The sequence below is a fragment of the Nocardioides sp. N13(2025) genome (assembly GCF_051912545.1).
GTDB lineage: Bacteria > Actinomycetota > Actinomycetes > Propionibacteriales > Nocardioidaceae > Nocardioides.
This window is the reverse complement of record NZ_CP196809.1, coordinates 201,571-221,788: the sequence shown is the minus strand read 5'-3', so window position 1 is coordinate 221,788 and position 20,218 is coordinate 201,571. Positions and strand designations below refer to the sequence as shown.

Sequence of the window (20,218 nt, the reverse complement as noted above, 5' to 3'; positions counted from 1 at the left end):
CCCGCACGGCTCAATCCGTGGGGAGGCCGGCGGCGTCGCGCCCTGGTCCCGGAATAGGGGTCGCGGGCCTCCCGTTGGGGCCTGTCATGCCCTCCCTCTTCGACCCCCTGTCCCTCGGCGCCGTCCGCACCGACAACCGCGTGCTGATGGCGCCGCTCACCAGGATGCGCGCCACGGCCCCCGGCGACGTGCCCAACGACCTCATGGCCGAGTACTACGTGCAGCGGGCGAGCGCCGGGCTGCTCATCTCGGAGGGCACCCAGATCAGCCCCGAGGGCAAGGGCTACATGGACACCCCGGGCATCCACAGCGACGAGCAGGTCGCCGGGTGGCGCCGGGTGACCGACGCCGTGCACGAGGCGGGCGGCCTGATCGCGGCCCAGCTGTGGCACGTCGGCCGGGTCTCGCACGAGTCCTTCCACGGCGGTGAGCTCCCGGTCTCGGCCAGTGCCGGGCCCTACCGCAACCGCACCACCGTGCGCGGGGAGGACGGCCGGCCGACGCGGGTCGCCTGCCCCGTGCCGCGCGCGCTCGGCCTCGACGAGATCCCCCGGGTCGTCGAGGACTACCGACGAGCCACGCTCAACGCCCGCGAGGCCGGCTTCGACCTGGTCGAGATCCACGGTGCCCACGGCTACCTGCTGCACCAGTTCCTCGCCGCCGACAGCAACCTGCGCACCGACGAGTACGGCGGCGCGCTGGAGAACCGGGCCCGGCTGATGCTCGAGGTGACGGACGCCGTCATCGGCGCCTGGTCCGCGGACCGCGTCGCCGTCCGGGTCTCCCCCATCGGCTCGTTCAACGGCACCGAGGACCCCGAGGGCGCCGAGGCCGGGCTCTACGTCGCCCGCGAGCTCGGCCGCCGCGACCTGGCCTTCCTGCACCTCTCCGAGCCCGACTGGGCCGGCGGTCCGGCGCTGGACGACGACTACCGGCGCGCCCTGCGCGAGGCGCACCCCGGTCCCATCGTCGGCGCCGGGAGCTACGACCTGGCCAAGGCCGAGCGCCTGCTCGACGCCGGCCTCATCGACGCGGCCGCCTTCGGTCGCGCGTACATCGCCAACCCCGACCTGCCGCGCCGCCTGGCGGAGGGGCTGCCCCTCAACCCGCCCCAGCCGGAGACGTTCTACGGCGGTGACTCCGCGGGCTACACCGACTACCCGGCGTACGGCGCGGCCTGAGCCCGGCGCCCGCCCGATGTCGGTCCGCGCGACCCTGGCGGCATCCGACATCGGTCCGCGCGACCCTGGCGGCATCCGGCACGTCTCACGGCTGAGTCGACGTCGTATGCCGCCACCCAGCGGGCGGTGGATGTCGTATGCCGCCATCCGATGTCGGTCCACGTGACCCTGGCGGCATCCAACAGGGGCCCGCGCCACCCTGGCGGCATCCGACACACGAATCGGTTCAAGCGCTGTCGTATGCCGCCACCCAGCGGGCGGCGGACGTCGTATGCCGCCACCCAGCGGGCGGTGGATGTCGTATGCCGCCACCCAGCGGGCGGCGGATGTCGTATGCCGCCATCCAACAGGGGCCCGCGCCACCCTGGCGGCATCCAACAGGGGCCCGCGCCACCCTGGCGGCATCCGACACACGAATCGGCCCAGGCGCTGTCGTATGCCGCCACCCGACGGGCGGCGGATGTCGTATGCCGCCACCCAGCGGGCGACCGGCGCGGCCTGGGTCAGCTGTTGCTGAAGACCGCGGGCCCGCCGTCGCCGTTGCCGGTGTCGGGTCCGCGACCGGCCCAGGTCCAGGCGTAGGCCGGGTCCTCGACCGCCAGCCCTCCCTCGCCGAGCTCGAGGGGCGCGAACGTGTCGACCATGACGGCGGACTCGTCGAAGAACTCCGCGCCGAGGGACGCCTCGATCGCGCTCGGCTGGGGGCCGTGCGCGTGGCCGCCGGGGTGCAGGCTGATCGATCCGACGTTGATGCCCGAGCCCTTGCGCGCCTCGTAGTCGCCGCCGACGTAGAACATGACCTCGTCTGAGTCGACGTTGGAGTGGTAGTAGGGCACGGGGATGGCGAGGTCGTGGTAGTCGACCTTGCGGGGCAGGAAGTTGCAGATCACGAAGTTCCACCCCTCGAAGACCTGGTGCACCGGCGGCGGCTGGTGGACCTTGCCGGTGATCGGCATGTAGTCCTCGATGTTGAACGTGTAGGGGTAGAGGCAGCCGTCCCAGCCGACGACGTCGAACGGGTGGGTGGCGTAGGTCAGGCGGGTGCCGACGATGCCGGCGCTCGTACGGTGCTTGACGAGGACCTCGACGTCGGTGCCCTCGGCCTGGAAGGTCTCCGACGGGCCGTGCAGGTCGCGCTCGCAGAAGGGCGCGTGCTCGAGGAACTGCCCGAAGCGCGAGAGGTAGCGCTTGGGCGGGTGGATGTGGCTGTTGGCCTCGATCGCGTAGAGCCGCGACGGCTCCGCGGGGACCCAGCGGTGGTCGGTCGCGCGAGGGATGAGGACGTAGTCGCCGGACCGGTAGGGCACGACGCCGAACACCGTCTCGACGGTGCCGGTGCCGGACTCGACGTAGACGCACTCGTCGCCGATGGCGTTGCGGTAGAGCGGGGAGGGGTCGGTGCCGGTCAGCACGTAGCCGATCCGGACGTCGTTGTTGCCGAGGACCATCCTGCGCCCCTCCACCGGGCACGCGCCGGCCACGCCCGAGGGGAACAGGTCGTGCAGCTTGAGGTGGCGCGGCTTGAGCGGGTGGTTGGGCGTCCGCGTCTGGTCGGGCAGCTCCCAGACCTCGCTGCTCGTGATCGCGCTGGGCACCCCGCGGTGGTAGAGCAGGGACGAGTCGGACGAGAAGCCCTCCTCCCCCATCAGCTCCTCGCGGAACAGCTGGCCGTCCTCGTCGCGCAGCTGCGTGTGGCGCTGGCGGGGCAGTCGGCCCAAGGCTCGGTAGTGGGCCATCCGCCCGCTCCAATCATCCGATTATCGGACATGAGTGTCCGCTATCTGGTGGCTAGAGTAGCCCCGTGGATGATGATCGTGTACCCGTCGCGTGGAGTCGCCTGGTCGACGACGCGGCGGTCTTCCCGCCGGGCAACGCCGACCTCGCCGATGCGTTGACGGCGTACGCCGACCGCGCGGGCGAGTGGTGGGCCGACCTGGTCGGCTCCTTCGTCGTCACCGACACCCGCCTCGGATCGGTCCCCGCCGACGTCCCCGTCTCGGTCGTGCTGACCAGCGGGGCCGGCGCCGTCGAGGGAGTCGCCTCGCTGGCGGCGCGCAAGGACCTCCGCCTCGCCGGGCTGGAGGTCGCGGTCCGTGACGCCGACGACCCGGTCGGCAACGTACGCCGCATCGACGCCGCCGCCCGCGCCGCCGAGCTCGACGTGCCGGTCTTCGTCGAGATCCCCGGCCCGGCCACCGCGTCGTGGCTCGCGGCGGCCGACGAGGTCGCCGCCTGCGGGCACCGGCTCAAGCTCCGCCTCGGCAACGTCGACCACGACCTGGTCCCCGACTCCCGCACCGTCGCCGCCTGGATCGACGCGGCCCTCGACCGGGAGACCCGCTTCAAGGCCACCGCCGGGCTGCACCGCGCGGTGCGCCACGACCCGGAGGGCGGCGGCTCGCACGGCTTCCTCAACGTCATGGCCGCCACCCGGGCCCTCTGGGACGGCGGCACGGTGGCCGACGCGGCCGACGCGCTGGAGCAGCGCGACGGCGCGGCCCTCGCCGCGACCGACCTGTCGTCGGCCCGTCGCTGGTTCACCTCGTTCGGGTCGTGCTCGGTCACCGAGCCCCTCGACGACCTGATCGCCCTCGGACTCCTGTCCCCCGACACGCTGGAGAAGACATGACCGCGCAGACCTGGGTCGAGGGAGCCGCCGGCTCCGGCTTCGACATCGACCACCTCCCCTACGGCGTCTTCGCGCGCTCCGGTGAGCACCCGCGCGTGGCGGTCCGCATCGGCGACCAGGTGCTCGACCTGAGCATCGTGGCCGCGGCCGACATGGTCGACACGCACGCGCTCTTCGACCAGCCCACGCTCAACCCGTTCATGGCCGCCGGGCCAGCGGTCTGGGACTCCACCCGGGCGTGGGTCACCGGGCTGCTCACCGACGAGACCGAGCGCGACCTCGTCGAGCCCGCGCTGTCGCCGGTCGACTCGGTGCGGATGCTGATGCCGTTCACGGTGGGCGACTACGTCGACTTCTACGCCTCCGAGCACCACGCCTCGAACATCGGCCGAATGTTCCGCCCCGACGCCGAGCCACTGCTGCCGAACTGGAAGTACCTCCCCGTCGGCTACCACGGCCGCTCGGGCACGGTCGTCGTCTCGGGGACCGACGTGGTGCGACCGTGCGGCCAGCGCAAGGCGCCGACGGAGGACCGACCGACCTACGGGCCCTCCCAGCGCCTCGACATCGAGGCCGAGCTCGGCTTCGTCGTGGGCGTCCCCTCGGCGATGGGCGACCGGGTCGCCACGGCCGACTTCGCCCGCCACACCTTCGGCGTCGTGGGACTCAACGACTGGTCGGCGCGCGACATCCAGGCCTGGGAGTACGTCCCGCTCGGCCCGTTCCTCGGCAAGTCCTTCGCGACCTCGATCAGCGCGTGGGTCACCCCGCTGGCGGCCCTCGACGCCGCCTGGACCGAGCTGCCGGGTCAGCACGACCCGGAGGTCCTCGACTACCTGCGCGTCGACGGCCCGGCCGGCCTCGACATCGAGATCGAGGTGGTGCTCGACGGCGAGGTCGTCGCGCGCCCGCCGTACGACACCATGTACTGGTCGCCGGCCCAGATGCTCGCGCACACCACGGTCAACGGCGCCAGCCTGCGCACCGGCGACCTCTGGGCGTCGGGCACCGTCTCCGGCCCGGGTCGCGACCAGCGCGGCTCGCTGCTGGAGCTGAGCTGGGGCGGCAAGGAGCCCTTCACCGCCGGGGGTCGTGAGCGGACCTTCCTCGAGGACGGCGACGAGGTGACCCTGCGCTACAGCGCGCCCGGCACCGCCGGCGGCCGGATCACGCTCGGCGAGGTCACCGGACGCATCCTCCCCGCCCGCTGAGGCTGGTCCTAGGCTGTCCGCCGTGAAGCAGCTCGGCCAGCACGTCGCCCCGCGGCACGCGATCGCGCACCTCTCCGACCCGCACCTGATCGGCGGCGGTGGCCTGCACTACGGCGTCATCGACAACGTCGCCAACCTCCGGCGCACGTTGGACCGCCTCGACGCCGTCCGCCCGGTCCCGCAGGCACTGGTCTTCACCGGCGACCTCGCCGACCGGGCCGAGCCCGACGCCTACGCCACCCTGCGCTCCATCGTCGAGCCGTGGGCCGCCGAGCGCGGTGCCATCGTGGTCTGGACGATGGGCAACCACGACGAGCGGGCGCCGTTCGCCCGCGGGCTGTTCGACTCCGACGACGCCGGCTTCCAGGACCGGGTCCACGAGGTCGACGGGCTGCGCATCGTCGCCCTCGACACCAGCGTCCCGGGCTACCATCACGGCGTCCTCGAGCCCGAGCAGCTGGCCTGGCTCGCCGACGTGCTCGCCACCCCGGCCGAGCACGGCACCCTGCTCGCGATGCACCACCCGCCGCTCCCGCTTCCGATGCTGCGCGCCGCCGAGCTCATCGAGCTGCACGACCAGCAGTCGCTGGCCGACGTCATCACCGGCACCGACGTGCGCGGCATCCTGGCCGGCCACCTGCACCTGTCGACGTGGTCCACCTTCGCCGGCGTACCCGTCTCCGTGGCCTCGGCCAGCTGCTACACCAGCGACCCCGCGCCGGTCGACCGGTTCGTCTCCGGCGTCGACGCGGGCCAGGCGTTCACGATGGTGCACACCTACGACGACCGGCTCGTGCACACCCTCGTCCCCCTCGAGCGCGGCCCGGAGGTCAGCCACGTCGGCTCCGACATCGCCGAGGCGCTGGAGACCGTCAGCCTGGAGGAGGCCTTCGAGCTGGCCTCGTCCAAGAAGTCCCCCTTCAACAGCTAGAGGTCCCTCCTGTGCGACTCCTGCTCATGCGCCACGGCCAGACGCACGCCAACGTGTCCGGCGAGCTCGACACCGCCCACCCCGGTCTCGACCTGACCGACCTCGGGCGGGCCCAGGCGGTGGCGGCGAGCAAGGCCCTCGCCGACGAGGCGCTCGACGCGATCTTCGTCTCCAGCCGGGTGCGTACGCACCAGACCGCCGCCCCCACTGCGGAGGATCGCGGCCTCCCCCTCACCCAGCTCGACGGGCTGCAGGAGATCGACGCCGGCGACTTCGAGATGCGCAACGACCACGACGCGATCGCGGGCTACATCGGCAGCGTGGCGACGTGGCTCGAGGGCCGACTCGACCACCGGATGCCGGGCGGCGAGACCGGGGAGGAGTTCCTCGAGCGCTTCGACGCCGCGGTCCGCTCGATCGTCGCCGCCGGCCACGAGGCGGCACTCGTCGTCAGCCACGGGGCGGCGCTGCGCACGTGGATCTCCACCCGCATGGTGCCGCACCCGGACGCGCCCGCGCCCACGACTCCCCTGCACAACACCGCCCTCATCGTGCTCGAGGGCGACTTCGAGGCCGGCTGGGAGATGGTGTCGTGGCAGGGCCACCCGGTCGGCGGGGAGTTCCTCGAGGACCCGACCGCCGAGGACCCGACCGGCGACCTCGACTCCGACGGGGACGGCGAGATCGGCTGAGCCCGGTCAGACGCCCTCGGTGCCGATGCCGGGGTGGACGAAGGGCTGGCCGGCCTTCATCTGCTCGACCGAGCCGGGGTGCAGGCGGGCCAGGTGGGCGAGGCCGCGGCGCCGGTAGCGCAGCACCTGGACCACCCCGACCGCCCAGAAGAGGTACTGCACGGCCATCGCCAGCTTGAAGTCGCCGAGCGTGTAGGAGTCCATGCCACCGCTGGCGGACAGGTCGAGCACCATCCCGATCAGGGCCATGGTGAGCAGCGAGGCCGTGAAGCCACCGACGTTGACCAGGCCGTTGGCCCGGCCGGTCTCGTGCGGCGGGGTGAAGGACCGGGCCAGGTCGAACCCGACCATCGAGGCCGGGCCGCCGCTCGCGGTGGCGAAGGCCATCACGACCACCACCCAGTCGGGCGCGGCGCCCGGCCACAGCAGCACCGCCGTCCACGGCACCACCATCGCGAGGACGACGCCGACGACGATCCACGAGCGGTAGTAGGGAAGCCGTGACACGAGGCGGGCGAGCACCAGCCCGCTCAGCACCGCCCAGGCCGTCATCGCCATGAGGAGCGTGGCGGCACCCTTGGCGGTCCAGCCGAGCCCCTGGACCAGGAACGGGTAGCCCCACAGCAGGGCGAAGACCGTGGCCGAGAACTGCGAGCTGAAGTGGGACCACATGCCCAGGCGGGTGCCGGGGTTGCCCCAGACCGTGCGCACCGACTGGGCCAGGGCGCGCAGCTTGATGGCCACCACGTCGGAGCGCCGGTAGGGCGAGTCCTTGACGAGGACGACGACCGCGACGAGGAGGAGCACGCCTACGCTCGAGGTCAGCGCGAAGGCGCGGGTCCAGCCGAGCTCGTGGAGCAGGTACGACAGCGGGCCGGCCGCCGCGATCGCGCCGAGCTGGCCGGACAGCCCGGTCAGCTGGGTCACCATCGGCGCCTGCCGCACGAGGAACCACACCGTGACGAGCCGGATCACGCTGACGAAGACCATGGCGTCGCCCGCGCCGACCACCGCGCGCGAGGCGACGGCAGCCGCGAACGACTCGGCGAAGGCGAAGCCGAACTGGCCGACCGTCATCAGGGCCAGGCCGCACAGCAGCATGGTGCGCGAGCCGTAGCGGTCGAGCAGGACGCCGACCGGCACCTGCATGCCGGCGTACACCACGAGCTGCAGCACCGTGAAGGTCGCCAGGCTGGTGGCGCTGATGTCGAAGCGCTCGGAGGCGATGATGCCCGCGACACCGAGCGAGCTGCGGTGGAAGACCGCCAGGATGTAGACGGCGAGCGAGACGGACCAGATCAGCCAGGCCCGGCGCTTGCCGATGTCATGGACCTGCTCTGCGCTCACTCCTCGCCCGCTTCGCCACCGGCAGGGGGCAGGCCGAGGGCGGCGGCGAGCTCGGCCCGCGACGGCGGGTCAGCGCCGGGGCGCGAGACGTTGATCGCCGCACCGATCGCCGCGGTCGTCACGGCACCGAGGACGTCACGGTCGGACAGCGAGCGCAGCACCTCACGGCCACCCGGACCGTGCACGCCGAGCTGGAGCAGGGCGTCGATCAGCACGCCGCTGAAGGTGTCACCGGCACCGACGGTGTCGGCCACCGTCACCGGCACGCCCGGGACCTCGAGGGTGGCGCCGCCGGGGCGTACGGCGACCGCACCCTCGCCGCCGCGGGTGACCACGACGAGCCCCGGCCCCTGGCTCGCCCACCGGGTCGCGGTCTGCACCGGGTCGTGCTCGGGATGGAGCCAGAGGAGGTCCTCGTCGCTGACCTTGACCACGTCGGCGAGCGCGACGAGCTCCTCGACCCGGGCGACCGGGCCGGTGCGGTCCGGCGTGATGGCGGGCCGCGCGTTGGGGTCCAGGGACACCACGGAGCGGTCCCGTCGCGCCCGCACGGCGTCGAGGACGGTGTCGGCGCCGGGGTCGAGCACGGTCGCGATCGACCCGACGTGGATCACGTCGCACTCGTGGTCCGGAACGGCGGACAGGTCCCAGTCGAGGTCGAAGACATAGCTCGCGGCCCCGGTCTCGTCGAGCGTCACGGCGGCGGTCGACGTCCGTCCGCTGCCGGTGGGCTGGGCGAGGACCGTCACGTTGCTGGCCTGGAGCCACCGGCGGATCAGGGCGCCGCGCGGGTCGTCGCCCAGCAGGGTGACGAGCCGCACCTCACGCTCGAGCCTGCCGAGGGTGATGGCCACGTTGGCGGGGCTGCCGCCGGGGTAGTCCTGCGGTTGTCCGCCGGCGTCGGGGACGACGTCGATGAGGGCCTCGCCGACGACGAGGACCGTGGGCTGCGCGACCGTCATGCCGTCCATCATGCCGGTGCCCGGAGCCCGTCCGACAGTGCCACTGCGCGGGCGAGACCCGGCGCCAGCGGGAGTCGCGGGAGCAGCGTCGCCTGGACCGCGTGGTAGAGGTCGGGCTTGCCCGGCCAGACCGTGGCCTGCGGCCGGTTGGTGGCGTCGAGCTCGTGGTGCCACGAGCCCAGTCGTGTGTCGCGCAGGTGCTCGACGACGTAGGCCCACCACTCGGCGTACCACTGCGCGTAGGCACCCTCACCCGTACGCCGGTGCAGGGCCGCCGCGGCCGCGATCGCCTCCGCCGCGACCCAGTGCATCCGGGTGCGCACGACCGGTCGCCCCTCCCAGTCGGTGGTGTAGACGAAGCCCGGGGCGCCGTCGACGTGCCAGCCGTCGGCGACGGCACGGTCGAAGAGCGCGCGGGACGCCTCCAGCAGGTCGGCGGGCGCCTCGGCTCCCAGGGCGGCCTCGACGTGGAGCAGGAGCCGCGACCACTCGAGCCCGTGCCCGACCGTCGCTCCGAACGGCTTGAAGGGGTCGTCGGGGCGGTCCCTGTTGAGCTCGAGGTCCGGCGACCAGTCCGGCCCGAAGTGCTCGGGCAGCCGGCCGTCGTACGACGCCGCGAGCCCGACGACGAGCTCGCAGGTCCGGGCGACCCGAGCGTGCCACTCGGCGTCGCCGGTCGCGTCGCCCACGGCCAGCATCGCCTCGACGGAGTGCATCGCGGAGTTGAGCCCGCGGTAGGGCTCGGGCGCCGTCCAACCGCGGTCCCACTCGTCCACCACCCGGCCCGCAGCGTCGTCCCAGAAGTGCTCCTCGAAGACGCGCGTCGCGTCGGCGAGCAGCTCGCCTGCTCCGGGCAGCCCGGCGACCACGGCGGTGGACCCGGCCAGCATCACGAAGGCGTGGGCGTAGCAGGACTTCCCGGTCCCGTCGGGTGTGCCGTCGGCGCCGACCGCGCCGAACCACCCTCCGTGCTCGTCGTCGTGCAGCCTGGTCCGCAGCCCGTCGAGCGCGGCGGTCGCGATCGGCGTACACCCCTCGACGCCGAGCAACGAGCCGAGCCCGAAGACGTGCACGGTGCGGCTGGTGATCCACGTGTGCACCGGACGCGACAGGTCAGGGGCGCCGGTGTCGTCGAGCCAGGCCGCGCCACCCGCGGGATGGATGATGCGGCGGCCGAAGCCCAGCAGGCGGCGGCACTCGGCGTCCAGCCAGGGGTCGTCGGGGTAGGGCTGGAGGCTCACCCCGTGAGTCAAATGCACGAGACCCCCGCCTGTCGACGGGGGTCTCGCGACTGGACTGCGTCCAGTGGCAGGTAGAGGATTCGAACCTCTGTAGGCATTGCCGGCTGATTTACAGTCAGCTCCCTTTGGCCGCTCGGGCAACCTGCCGGGCCGTGCGGAACAATAGCAAGGCACGGACTTCACCACGAATCGCCGGGGCACCCCTGACGGGGCCCCACAAGGAGGCACAGAATGGCTGACTCGAGCTTCGACATCGTGAGCAAGCTGGACCGCCAGGAGGTCGACAACGCGCTGAGCCAGGCGGCTCGCGAGATCGCCACCCGCTTCGACTTCAAGGGCACCGGCGCGTCGATCGAGTGGAAGGGCGAGAAGGCCATCGAGATCACCGCATCGGCCGACGACCGCGCGAGCGCCGTGCTCAGCGTCTTCCAGGACAAGCTGATCAAGCGCAACCAGAGCCTCAAGATCCTCGACGCCTCCGAGCCGCGCCAGTCCGGGCAGGTCTCCAAGATCGACATCGCGCTCAAGGAGGGCATCACCTCCGAGGACGCCAAGAAGATCTCCAAGCTGATCCGCGACGAGGGCCCCAAGGGCGTCAAGGCGCAGGTCCAGGGCGAGGAGCTGCGGGTGTCGTCGAAGAAGCGCGACGACCTGCAGGCCGTCCAGCAGCTGGTGAAGTCGCAGGACTACGACTTCGCGGTGCAGTTCACCAACTACCGCTGACGCGGCTCAGCGCACCGACGAGGAAGACGACCGCGCGCACCGGGTCGACCGGGAGGGCGACGGCGCCGATCTCGTCGACCGTCTGGTCGTCCGCACCGCGGCCGGCGGCGTACAGGGCGTGGTCCTGCGCCAGCCGCCGCAGCGCCGATGCGTGGGCAGTGAAGGCGGTCGACCTGGTCGCGGCCAGCACGACGGCGTCCGCGTTGGCCGCGCGCGCCGCGGTGAGCACCGCGGCGATGGGGGTGTCCGCCCCGAGGAAGAGGACCCGGGCACCGCGCTCCCGCAGCATGAGGGCCACGCACAGCAGCACCATGTCGTGGCGCTCGCCGGGCGGGCAGGCGAGCAGCACGACCGGCGGACGCGCGGACTCGTCGTCGAGCGAGTGCTGCGGCGGGACCGCGGACAGCGCCGAGAGCTTGCGGCGCAGCATGTCGCTGACGAAGTGCTCGTGGGCCACCGAGAGCGTGCCCGCCTCCCAGCGGTCACCGACCTCCTGGAGGAACGGCAGCACCACTCCCGCGACGGCGCCCGACAGGGGCACGTCCCACAAGAGCTTGGCGATGGCGATCTCCGCGGCCGCGGCGTCGAATGCCTCGACGGCCGCCCAGAGCTCCTCCTTGGTCGTCGTGTCCACGCGCGAACGCTAGTCGCTGACGTGCTCGCGCGTGGGCAGTTGACGAGGTCTAGGACGGATCAACCAGCGACAGCCATGCGCGGCACGACGGTCGCTCCATCCGCAGGGGTGAGCCAGACGGTGCTGCCCTCCTCCAGGCCGTACGACCGGGCGTGGGCACGGGTCACCACCACGGCCACCTCGTCGCCGTCGACGGTGAGGACGGTGAGCCGCACCTCGAAGCCGATCCGGACCATCCGGGACACGGTGCCCTCGACGCCGCCGGCCAGCCGCGGCCGGGTGTCCAGCTCGATGTCGTGCGGGCGTAACGAGACCCCTCCGAGGTGGGTGACCTCCCCGAGGAACGACATGACGAAGTCGTTGGCGGGCTCGTCGTAGAGCTGGTCGGGGGTGCCGACCTGCTCGACGCGGCCCTCGTTGATCACCACGATCTCGTCGGCGACCTCCATGGCCTCCTCCTGGTCGTGGGTGACGAAGACCGTCGTCACGTGCACGTCGTCGTGGAGGCGGCGCAACCAGTCGCGCAGCTCCTTGCGGACCTTGGCGTCGAGCGCACCGAAGGGCTCGTCGAGGAGCAGGACCGACGGCTCGACCGCCAGCGCGCGGGCCAGGGCCATGCGCTGGCGCTGGCCTCCGGAGAGCTGGGACGGCAGCCGGTGGGAGAACTGCGAGAGGTGCACGAGCTTGAGCAGCTCCTGGACCCGCTGCTCGATCTCGTCCTTGGGCCGCTTGCGGATCTCGAGGCCGAAGGCGACGTTCTTCGCCACGGTCATGTGCTTGAAGACCGCGTAGTGCTGGAAGACGAAGCCGACGTTGCGCTTCTGCGCGGGCAGGTGCGTGGCGTCGACGCCCTCGATGTTGACCGAGCCGGTGTCGCCCTTCTCCAGGCCGGCGATGATGCGCAGCAGGGTCGACTTGCCGCCGCCGCTGGGCCCGAGGAGAGCGGTGAGCTGACCGGTCGGGATGGTGACGTTGACGTCGTCCAGCGCGACGAAGTCGCCGAACTTCTTGTTCAGGCCGGTTACTTCGATGCTCATGGGTGGTGACCTTTCGGGAGTGCCTGAGCAGAGCTCAGTCGTGGACCTTGGGACGGAGGAGCGCGACGACGATGAGGCTCGCGACACACACCATCACCAGGAGGAAGGCAATGGCGTAGGCCTGGCCCTGGGCGAAGTTCTGGTAGCTCTTCTCGACCGAGAGGGTGGCGGTCTGGGTCTTGCCGGCCACGTTGTCCGAGACGACCTTGACCGCGCCGAACTCGCCGACCGAGCGCGCCAGGCTCAGCACGACGCCGTACACGACCGCCCACTTGATGCTGGGCAGGGTGATCCGCCAGAACGTCTGCGGTGCGTTGGCGCCGAGGCTGCGGGCGGCCTGCTCCTGCTCGTCGCCGATCTCGCTGAGGACCGGCACGACCTCGCGGATGACCAGTGGAAGGGCGACGAAGCAGGTCGCCATCACCAGTCCCGGCGTCGCGAAGATGACGGAGATCCCGTTGTCCTCCAGACCGGTGCCCAGCCAGCCGTCGCGGCCGTTGTAGACCAGCACGAGCGCGAGCCCGACGACCACCGGCGACACCGAGAGGGGTACGTCGACGAGTGCGGACAGGACGCGCTTGCCGGGGAACTCGTAGCGCACCAGCAGCATCGAGATGGTGACACCGAAGACCAGGTTGATCGCCACCGCCGCGACGGCGACCTTGCCGGTCAGGGCGAGGGCCGCGACGACGTTGCTGTCGGTCAGGGCATCGGTGAGGTTGGTCAGGCCGCCCTCGAAGGTCCGCTGGATGAGCAGCCCGACCGGCCACGCGACCAGGTAGAACACGTAGCCGACGGCGACGAGCCGAAGCGCCCACTTGGTGGGCGTGGAGGTGCTAACCACGGCGGGCCACCCTTCGCTGCACGATGTCCAGCACGACGATCACCAGCAGGGCGATGAAGAGCATGACCGAGGCGAGGGCCGCGGCGGACGAGTAGTTGCCGTTCTCGATGAAGGACAGCACGCGGACCGAGACGACCTCGGTCTCGTTGGGCCGGTTGCCACTCAGCAGGACGAGCGAGCCGTACTCCGAGATCGCGCGGGCGAAGCTGAGGGCCGCACCCGACGCGATGGCCGGGAACAGGCTGGGCAGGATGATCCGCCGGAAGATGGTGGGCCGGGTCGCCCCGAGCGATGCGGCCGCCTGCTCCACGTCGGTGTCGAGCTCCTCGAGCACGGGCTGGACCGTGCGGACGATGAACGGAAGTGTCACGAAGGCCAGGGCGAGCGTGACCGCGTTGGGCGTGAAGGCCCACTGGACGCCGATCGGGCTGTTGGGGCCGTAGAGGCCGAGCAGCACGAGGCCGGCGACCACGGTCGGCAGCGCGAACGGCACGTCGATGATGACGTTGAGGAGCTTCTGGCCCCAGAAGCGGTCCCGCACGAGGACCCAGGCGATCACGGTGCCGACGACGACGTTGACAAGGGTGACGACCAGCGACTGGGTGACCGTCAGCTGCACGGCGTTCCACGTCTGCGGGTTCTGCAGCACCGTGAAGTACTGGCTCCAGCCCCCGGACGCCGCCCGGGCCACGATCGCCGAGAGCGGCAGGAGCACGAGCAGGCTGAACCAGAGCATGGCCAGCCCCAGCCCCACGCCGGCCCCGGGGGTCAGCGTGTTGCGGGGCGTCGTACGCCGGGTCCGGCCTCCCTGGGGGGAGGCCGGACCTGCGGTGTCGATCGTCGCCCCGGTGAGGGCGGTTGACATCAGCTCTCGCCCTCCTGGCCGGTCTTCTGCTGCAGCTCGGTGATGATGCCGAGGGGGTCGCCCTCTTCACCGGAGCCGAAGTACTTGTCCGCCGCCTCGCCCCAGCCACCGAAGTTCTCGTCGATGGTGTAGAGCGTGCCGGGCGTCGGGAACGGGTCCGCCGGGTCGTTCGCACCCTCGACCTCGGGGATCTCCACGCCGTCCACGACCGGACGGAAGCCGAAGGACGCGTAGTCCGCCTGCGCCTCCGGGCCCGTGAGGAAGGCGAGGAAGTCCGAGGCCGCCTGCGGCGCGTCGACGGTGACGGCCGCCGGGTTCTCGATGAGCAGGGTGTCGTCCGGGACCACGTAGTCGAGGTCGGCGCCGTTCTGCTTGGCGAGGATCGCCTCGTTCTCGTAGGAGAGGAGGACGTCGCCGGAGCCGTCGGTGAAGGCGGTCGTCGCCTCACGGCCGCTGGCCGGCAGGGCGATGATGTTGCCGAGGAGCTGGGTGATGAAGTCGCGGCCCGTGGCCTCGTCGTCCTTGCCACCGGTGGCGTGCGCCCAGGCAGCGAGGATGTTCCAGCGCGCCGAGCCGGAGGAGCCGGGGTTCGGGGTGATGACCTCGACGCCCGGCTTCACCAGGTCGTCCCAGGTCTGGATGTTCTCGGGGTTGCCCTTGCGGACCACGAAGACGACGACCGAGGAGGTCGCGATGCCCTTGGTCTCGTTGTCCTTCCAGTCCTCCGCGACGAGGTCGGCGTCGACCAGGCGGGTGATGTCGGTCTCGAGCGAGAAGTGGACGACGTCGGCCGCCGAGCCGTCGGCCACGGCCCGGCTCTGGTCGCCGGAGGCGCCGTACGACGGCTCGAACGTGACGTCCTTGCCCTCGTCGGTGGCCTGGAAGTCCTCGAAGATGCCTTCGTTGGCGGCCTCGAGGATCGAGAACCCGCTCAGTCGGAGCGCGTTCTCCTCATCGTCTCCGCCGCCGGAGCCGTTGGCGGACGAGCAAGCAGACAGGGCCAGTGCCCCGACGAGAGCTGCCGCAAGAGCGGCACGTGAACGGATCTGCATGGGGGGATCTCGACTTCCTTGATCGGTGAGCAATGTCGAGAAAGATACATGACTTTATGGACGACAGTGACATTGGTCGGAGTTCGGTCGCGTGTCGTGGATCACGCCCCGCGTCCACGAGGCGAGGAGACGCCTCCAAGCCGACCTCCCGCGGTTAATGTGGGGAGTGGGACCACACCCCCGAGAGACGTAGGAAGCAGGGCTAGAGGTGACCGAACCCGCCAAGCAGGTCAAGCAGCTGGACCGCGTGATCATCCGGTTCGCCGGTGACTCCGGTGACGGCATGCAGCTCACCGGCGACCGGTTCACGCAGGAGACGGCGGCCTTCGGGAACGACCTGGTCACCCTGCCGAACTTCCCGGCCGAGATCCGTGCGCCCCAGGGCACCCTGCCCGGCGTCTCGTCGTTCCAGGTCCACTTCGCCGACCACGACATCCTCACCGCGGGCGACGCCCCCGACGTGCTGGTCGCGATGAACCCGGCCGCGCTGCGCGCCAACCTCGGCGACCTCCACAAGGGCGCCACGATCATCGTCGACACCCACGACTTCACCGCGCGCAACCTCGCCAAGGCCGGCTACACCGACAGCCCTCTCGACGGGGACACCCTGGCCGAGTACGCCGTGCACACCGTCGACCTGACCGGCATGACGGTCGAGGCGGTCAAGGAGTTCGGCCTCTCGCGCAAGGACGCCTCGCGCGCCAAGAACATGTTCGCCCTCGGCCTGCTGTCGTGGATGTACGGCCGCCCGACCGACCCCACCACCACGTTCCTCGAGAAGCGCTTCGCCAAGGTCCCCGACATCCGCGACGCCAACCTCGCGGCCTTCAAGGCCGGCTGGAACTTCGGCGAGACCACCGAGGCCTTCGCCATCCAGTACGAGGTCAAGCCGGCCGTCCTGCCTCCCGGCACCTACCGCAACATCACCGGCAACCTCGCCCTGGCCTACGGGCTCGTCGCCGGCGGCGTGCAGGCCGGGCTCCCGGTGTTCCTCGGCACCTACCCGATCACCCCGGCCTCCGACATCCTCCACGAGCTGAGCAAGCACAAGTCCTTCGGCGTCACGACGTTCCAGGCCGAGGACGAGATCGCCGGCGTCGGTGCCGCCATCGGTGCCTCCTACGCCGGTCACCTCGGCGTGACCTCGACCTCGGGCCCGGGCGTGGCGCTGAAGTCGGAGGCCATCGGCCTGGCCGTGATGACCGAGCTCCCGCTCGTGGTCGTCGACGTCCAGCGCGGCGGCCCGTCGACCGGCCTGCCCACCAAGACCGAGCAGGCCGACCTGCTCCAGGCGATGTTCGGCCGCAACGGTGAGGCGCCCGTGCCGATCGTCGCCCCGCAGTCCCCCGGCGACTGCTTCGCCGCGGCCGTCGAGGCCACCCGGATCGCGATCACCTACCGCACCCCGGTGCTGCTGCTCTCCGACGGCTACCTCGCCAACGGCTCCGAGCCCTGGCGCGTGCCCACGCTCGACGAGCTCCCCGTCATCGACCCCGGCTTCGCGACGGAGAAGAACCACGGCTCGGGCGACGAGGCCGAGTTCTGGCCCTACCTGCGCGACGACAAGACGCTGGCGCGTCCGTGGGCCATCCCCGGCACCCCCGGGCTCGAGCACCGCATCGGCGGCCTCGAGAAGGGCGACGGGCACGGCAACATCTCCTACGACCCGGCCAACCACGACTTCATGGTCCGCACCCGCCAGGCCAAGATCGACCGCATCGCCGACACGATCCCGCCGGTCGAGGTCGACGACCCCTCCGGCGAGGCCAAGGTGCTCGTCCTGGGCTGGGGCTCGACCTACGGCCCCATCGGCGCCGGCGTACGCCGTGTCCGCAAGGCCGGCTACCAGGTCGCCCAGGCCCACCTGCGCCACCTCAACCCGTTCCCGTCCAACCTCGGCGAGGTCCTCAAGGGCTACGACAAGGTCCTCGTGCCCGAGATGAACCTCGGCCAGCTGTCCCTGCTGCTGCGCGCGAAGTACCTCGTCGACGCCGTCGGCTACAACCACGTCCGCGGCCTGCCCCTCAAGGCCACCGAGCTGGCCCACGCCATCGGTGAGCTGGTCGGCCAGGCCGAGGGCATCGACGTGGAGCTCGGCGTCTGGGGCGAGCCCACCCAGAAGGAGCACATCTGATGAGCACCCCCACTGACCTGGGCCTCCCGGGCCTGCGCTCGGGCACCGAGCTGGTCCCGACCACGGACGAGAAGCAGACCGGCAAGGACTTCACCTCCGACCAGGAGGTCCGCTGGTGCCCCGGCTGCGGTGACTACGCCGTCCTCAAGGCCGTCCAGTCCTTCCTGCCCGACCTCGGCCTCAAGCGCGAGAACATCGTCTTCGTGAGCGGTATCGGCTGCTCCAGCCGGTTCCCCTACTACCTCGACACCTACGGAATGCACTCCATCCACGGACGTGCCCCGTCGATCGCCACCGGCATCGCCACCGCCCGCGACGACCTCTCCGTCTGGGTCGTCACCGGCGACGGCGACGCCCTGTCCATCGGTGGCAACCACCTCATCCACGCCCTGCGCCGCAACGTCAACATGACGATCCTGCTCTTCAACAACCGCATCTACGGCCTCACCAAGGGCCAGTACTCCCCCACCTCCGAGACCGGCAAGGTCACCAAGTCCACCCCCATGGGCTCGCTCGACCACCCGTTCAACCCGGTGTCGCTGGCCCTCGGTGCGGAGGCGTCGTTCGTGGCCCGCACCATCGACTCCGACCGCAAGCACCTCACCCAGGTGCTCGCCGCCGCGGCCGCTCACCGCGGCACCTCCCTGGTGGAGATCTACCAGAACTGCCCGATCTTCAACGACGGCGCCTTCGACGCCATCAAGGGACCCGACACCAAGGCCGACGCCATCATCCCGCTGGTCCACGGCGAGCCCGTCACCTTCGGCGCCCAGCTCGAGGACGGGCGCGGCTCCAAGGCGCTGGTGCGCGACCCCGCCACCGGCGGCATCAAGGTGGTCGCCACCACCGACGTCGAGGCCGCGGACATCATCGTCCACGACGCCCACAACCCCGACCCCTCGACCGCCTTCGCGATCTCACGCCTCACCGCGGCCGACTACCTCAACCAGTCGCCCATCGGGATCTTCCGTCAGGTCGAGCGACCGACCTACGACGACCAGGCCCGCGAGCAGGTCACCGCCGCCACCGACGCCGTACGCGACCAGGCCGGAAATGACGACACCGCCGACCGCGCCGCCCGGTTGGCGGCGCTGATCGGCGGCGGCGACACCTGGACGATCATCTGACCCAGCGGTCAGGCGGTCGTACCGGGCGGCGTCAGCGGAAGTAGAGCGTCCAGATGTTGCCCTTGGTGTTGCCGTAGGCGTTGGAGTGATCGACCTTGGAGCGCCACTTCCAGCGGCCCGTCTCGGGGGCGAAGATCCGGGTCTTGAAGACACCGCTGTCGTTGGTCTTGACCTTCTTCACGGTCTTCCACTTGCAGGTGCCGCACTTCTTCTTGAGGATCTTCACCTGCTGGTTGGCGTAGGGCAGCAGGGTGCCGTCGAGCTGCGGCTCGGACACGGTGCCCTTGAGCTTGAAGGCGTTGTAGGAGACCTGGTGGTCGCGCGGCGGCTCCTCGTCGATGATGCGCTTGGGCGACGAGCCGGCGGTGGCGCTGACGCTGAGCACGCCGACGACGAGCAGCGCGGCCACGAGCGCGGCCAAGACGGTGCGGACAACCCGCATGGTTGATTCCCCCTCGAGAACGATGACTTCTGACCAGCCGGGGGCAGGGCCCCGGGACTGCCTCCATGCTAGGGGAAGGCCCGGTCCTACACTTCCGGAGTGCCAGATAGCCGTCGCGGACTGATCTTCGGCGCCCTGGCCTACGTCCTGTGGGGCACGTTCCCGCTCTACTGGACGCTGCTCGAGCCCAGCGGCGCCATCGAGATCCTCGCCCACCGCATCGTCTGGTCGCTGCTGACCATGACGCTCATCCTCGTGCTGACGCGCCGGGTGGGCCAGTTCACCGCGTTGACCCGCGACCGTCGCAAGCTGCTCCTCATCACGGGCGCAGCCGTCGTGATCTCACTCAACTGGGGCGGCTACATCTGGGGTGTCAACAACGGTCGCGTCGTCGAGACGTCCCTCGGCTACTTCATCAACCCGCTCGTCACCGTGCTCATGGGCGTGCTCGTCCTCGGCGAGCGGCTGCGCCGGTTGCAGTGGACCGCCATGGGCATCGCGTTCGTCGCCGTCGCCGTGCTGACGATCGACTACGGTCGCCCACCCTGGGTCGCGCTGCTCCTGGCCTTCTCCTTCGGCACCTATGGCCTGCTGAAGAAGCAGGCGGGCGTCGGCGCAGTGGAGAGCATCACGCTGGAGACGATCGTCCTGGCGCCGGTCGCGGCGGCGTACATCGCCTGGTTGATCGCCACCGGCCACTCCAGCTTCGGCAACCACGGGACGGGGCACGCGCTGCTCCTCACCACGACCGGCGTCATCACCGCGGTCCCGCTGATGCTCTTCGGCGCGGCCGCGATCCGGGTCTCGATGGTCTCGCTGGGCCTGCTGCAGTACCTCGCGCCGACGATCCAGTTCGCTCTCGGCCTCCTCGTCTTCCACGAGGCCATGCCGGCCAGCCGCTGGATCGGCTTCGGTCTCGTCTGGGTCGCCCTCGTCCTCTTCACCGTCGAGGCGCTCAACCACCGGCGTCGACAGCTGCGCCTGATCGCCCACGCCAGCGCCGCCTGACGGCCTCCCGTCCCCTCGGGGTGGCGGCATACGACACCTCGGCGCTCGAGGGTGGCGGCATACGACAGCTCGCACGGCCGATCGGACGTTGTATGCCGCCAGGGACGAGCGCACGACCGTCGTATGCCGCCAGGGAGGGCCGACCCGGCGTGACGCCG

The 20,218-nt window shown here is 71.1% G+C and carries 19 protein-coding genes and 1 tRNA gene; 9 read left to right on the top strand and 11 right to left on the bottom strand.

Features of this window, described 5'->3' with window-relative positions:
• The first annotated feature begins 86 nt into the window (after nucleotides 1–86).
• Complete coding sequence (gene nemA, locus ACS3YM_RS01130) at nucleotides 87–1,181, top strand: N-ethylmaleimide reductase (protein ID WP_439938210.1); 1,095 nt, start codon at nucleotides 87–89, stop codon at nucleotides 1,179–1,181.
• 503 nt (nucleotides 1,182–1,684) lie between these two features.
• Here the strand turns inward: nemA and ACS3YM_RS01125 are convergent.
• A complete protein-coding gene (locus ACS3YM_RS01125) occupies nucleotides 1,685–2,917 on the bottom strand; it encodes a homogentisate 1,2-dioxygenase (RefSeq protein ID WP_439938209.1) in 1,233 nt (410 codons plus the stop codon).
• Between the two features lie 65 nt (nucleotides 2,918–2,982).
• Between ACS3YM_RS01125 and ACS3YM_RS01120 the strand changes: the two genes are divergently transcribed.
• The 4 genes from ACS3YM_RS01120 to ACS3YM_RS01105 are packed head-to-tail and all read left to right on the top strand — an operon-like array spanning nucleotide 2,983 to nucleotide 6,644.
• Nucleotides 2,983–3,810 carry a hypothetical protein gene (locus ACS3YM_RS01120; protein WP_439938208.1) on the top strand — a complete coding sequence of 276 codons (828 nt, stop codon included), beginning with the start codon at nucleotides 2,983–2,985 and terminating at the stop codon, nucleotides 3,808–3,810.
• Nucleotides 3,807–5,021 (top strand): fumarylacetoacetase, encoded by a 1,215-nt coding sequence (gene fahA, locus ACS3YM_RS01115; protein ID WP_439938207.1) that lies wholly within the window; start codon nucleotides 3,807–3,809, stop codon nucleotides 5,019–5,021. The genes ACS3YM_RS01120 and fahA overlap by 4 nt, the downstream gene beginning before the upstream one ends.
• A 22-nt stretch (nucleotides 5,022–5,043) precedes the next feature.
• Nucleotides 5,044–5,952, top strand: a complete 909-nt coding sequence (locus ACS3YM_RS01110; RefSeq protein WP_439938206.1) for a metallophosphoesterase — start codon at nucleotides 5,044–5,046, stop codon at nucleotides 5,950–5,952.
• 11 nt (nucleotides 5,953–5,963) lie between these two features.
• Complete coding sequence (locus ACS3YM_RS01105; RefSeq protein ID WP_439938205.1) at nucleotides 5,964–6,644, top strand: histidine phosphatase family protein; 681 nt, start codon at nucleotides 5,964–5,966, stop codon at nucleotides 6,642–6,644.
• Between the two features lie 6 nt (nucleotides 6,645–6,650).
• On the opposite strand, the gene ACS3YM_RS01100 is transcribed toward ACS3YM_RS01105, so the two are convergent.
• The 4 genes from ACS3YM_RS01100 to ACS3YM_RS01085 form a co-directional block, all read right to left on the bottom strand.
• Complete coding sequence (locus tag ACS3YM_RS01100) at nucleotides 6,651–7,991, bottom strand: MFS transporter (protein WP_439938204.1); 1,341 nt, start codon at nucleotides 7,989–7,991, stop codon at nucleotides 6,651–6,653.
• Nucleotides 7,988–8,953 carry a carbohydrate kinase family protein gene (locus tag ACS3YM_RS01095; protein ID WP_439938203.1) on the bottom strand — a complete coding sequence of 322 codons (966 nt, stop codon included), beginning with the start codon at nucleotides 8,951–8,953 and terminating at the stop codon, nucleotides 7,988–7,990. The genes ACS3YM_RS01100 and ACS3YM_RS01095 overlap by 4 nt, the downstream gene beginning before the upstream one ends.
• An 8-nt stretch (nucleotides 8,954–8,961) precedes the next feature.
• On the bottom strand, nucleotides 8,962–10,194 hold the full coding sequence (locus ACS3YM_RS01090) for an AGE family epimerase/isomerase (protein WP_439938202.1): 1,233 nt from the start codon (nucleotides 10,192–10,194) through the stop codon (nucleotides 8,962–8,964).
• 65 nt (nucleotides 10,195–10,259) lie between these two features.
• A tRNA-Tyr gene (locus tag ACS3YM_RS01085) sits at nucleotides 10,260–10,341 on the bottom strand.
• An 84-nt stretch (nucleotides 10,342–10,425) separates the two neighbouring features.
• On the opposite strand from ACS3YM_RS01085, the gene ACS3YM_RS01080 reads away from it, so the two are divergent.
• A complete protein-coding gene (locus ACS3YM_RS01080; protein ID WP_230441655.1) occupies nucleotides 10,426–10,917 on the top strand; it encodes a YajQ family cyclic di-GMP-binding protein in 492 nt (163 codons plus the stop codon).
• On the opposite strand, the gene ACS3YM_RS01075 is transcribed toward ACS3YM_RS01080, so the two are convergent.
• Genes ACS3YM_RS01075 through ACS3YM_RS01055 form a run of 5 tightly spaced genes read right to left on the bottom strand, consistent with a single transcriptional unit; the run spans nucleotide 10,901 to nucleotide 15,349 of the window.
• Nucleotides 10,901–11,551, bottom strand: a complete 651-nt coding sequence (locus ACS3YM_RS01075; protein WP_439938201.1) for a cobalamin B12-binding domain-containing protein — start codon at nucleotides 11,549–11,551, stop codon at nucleotides 10,901–10,903. The two genes, ACS3YM_RS01080 and ACS3YM_RS01075, sit on opposite strands and share 17 nt — an antisense overlap.
• Nucleotides 11,552–11,610: 59 nt before the next feature.
• Nucleotides 11,611–12,588 (bottom strand): sulfate/molybdate ABC transporter ATP-binding protein, encoded by a 978-nt coding sequence (locus ACS3YM_RS01070; RefSeq protein WP_439938200.1) that lies wholly within the window; start codon nucleotides 12,586–12,588, stop codon nucleotides 11,611–11,613.
• A 34-nt stretch (nucleotides 12,589–12,622) separates the two neighbouring features.
• Nucleotides 12,623–13,432 (bottom strand): sulfate ABC transporter permease subunit, encoded by an 810-nt coding sequence (locus ACS3YM_RS01065; protein WP_439938199.1) that lies wholly within the window; start codon nucleotides 13,430–13,432, stop codon nucleotides 12,623–12,625.
• Nucleotides 13,425–14,297 carry a sulfate ABC transporter permease subunit CysT gene (cysT, locus tag ACS3YM_RS01060; protein WP_439938198.1) on the bottom strand — a complete coding sequence of 291 codons (873 nt, stop codon included), beginning with the start codon at nucleotides 14,295–14,297 and terminating at the stop codon, nucleotides 13,425–13,427. The genes ACS3YM_RS01065 and cysT overlap by 8 nt, the downstream gene beginning before the upstream one ends.
• Complete coding sequence (locus tag ACS3YM_RS01055) at nucleotides 14,297–15,349, bottom strand: sulfate ABC transporter substrate-binding protein (RefSeq protein WP_439938197.1); 1,053 nt, start codon at nucleotides 15,347–15,349, stop codon at nucleotides 14,297–14,299. Before ACS3YM_RS01055 ends, cysT begins: the two co-directional genes overlap by 1 nt.
• Before the next feature lie 208 nt (nucleotides 15,350–15,557).
• Between ACS3YM_RS01055 and ACS3YM_RS01050 the strand changes: the two genes are divergently transcribed.
• Nucleotides 15,558–17,483, top strand: coding sequence for a 2-oxoacid:acceptor oxidoreductase subunit alpha (locus ACS3YM_RS01050; RefSeq protein WP_439938196.1), 1,926 nt, complete (start codon nucleotides 15,558–15,560; stop codon nucleotides 17,481–17,483).
• A complete protein-coding gene (locus tag ACS3YM_RS01045) occupies nucleotides 17,483–18,610 on the top strand; it encodes a 2-oxoacid:ferredoxin oxidoreductase subunit beta (RefSeq protein WP_439938195.1) in 1,128 nt (375 codons plus the stop codon). The genes ACS3YM_RS01050 and ACS3YM_RS01045 overlap by 1 nt, the downstream gene beginning before the upstream one ends.
• A 31-nt stretch (nucleotides 18,611–18,641) precedes the next feature.
• Here ACS3YM_RS01045 and ACS3YM_RS01040 read toward each other — a convergent pair whose 3' ends face one another.
• Entirely contained in the window at nucleotides 18,642–19,052 is a 411-nt protein-coding gene (locus ACS3YM_RS01040) for a hypothetical protein (protein WP_439938194.1), read from the bottom strand.
• Nucleotides 19,053–19,151: 99 nt separating this feature from the next.
• Here ACS3YM_RS01040 and rarD point away from each other — a divergent pair, with 99 nt between their 5' ends.
• Nucleotides 19,152–20,060, top strand: coding sequence for an EamA family transporter RarD (rarD, locus tag ACS3YM_RS01035; RefSeq protein WP_439938193.1), 909 nt, complete (start codon nucleotides 19,152–19,154; stop codon nucleotides 20,058–20,060).
• Nucleotides 20,061–20,218 lie beyond the last annotated feature (158 nt).

Coding starts and splice junctions, on each gene's coding strand:
- ACS3YM_RS01055 (WP_439938197.1), bottom strand. CDS start 15,349: ATGCAGATCCGTTCACGTGCCGCTCTTGCGGCAGCTCTCGTCGGGGCA.
- ACS3YM_RS01045 (WP_439938195.1), top strand. CDS start 17,483: ATGAGCACCCCCACTGACCTGGGCCTCCCGGGCCTGCGCTCGGGCACC.
- cysT (WP_439938198.1), bottom strand. CDS start 14,297: ATGTCAACCGCCCTCACCGGGGCGACGATCGACACCGCAGGTCCGGCC.
- ACS3YM_RS01125 (WP_439938209.1), bottom strand. CDS start 2,917: ATGGCCCACTACCGAGCCTTGGGCCGACTGCCCCGCCAGCGCCACACG.
- ACS3YM_RS01070 (WP_439938200.1), bottom strand. CDS start 12,588: ATGAGCATCGAAGTAACCGGCCTGAACAAGAAGTTCGGCGACTTCGTC.
- fahA (WP_439938207.1), top strand. CDS start 3,807: ATGACCGCGCAGACCTGGGTCGAGGGAGCCGCCGGCTCCGGCTTCGAC.
- ACS3YM_RS01040 (WP_439938194.1), bottom strand. CDS start 19,052: ATGCGGGTTGTCCGCACCGTCTTGGCCGCGCTCGTGGCCGCGCTGCTC.
- ACS3YM_RS01080 (WP_230441655.1), top strand. CDS start 10,426: ATGGCTGACTCGAGCTTCGACATCGTGAGCAAGCTGGACCGCCAGGAG.
- ACS3YM_RS01095 (WP_439938203.1), bottom strand. CDS start 8,953: ATGACGGTCGCGCAGCCCACGGTCCTCGTCGTCGGCGAGGCCCTCATC.
- nemA (WP_439938210.1), top strand. CDS start 87: ATGCCCTCCCTCTTCGACCCCCTGTCCCTCGGCGCCGTCCGCACCGAC.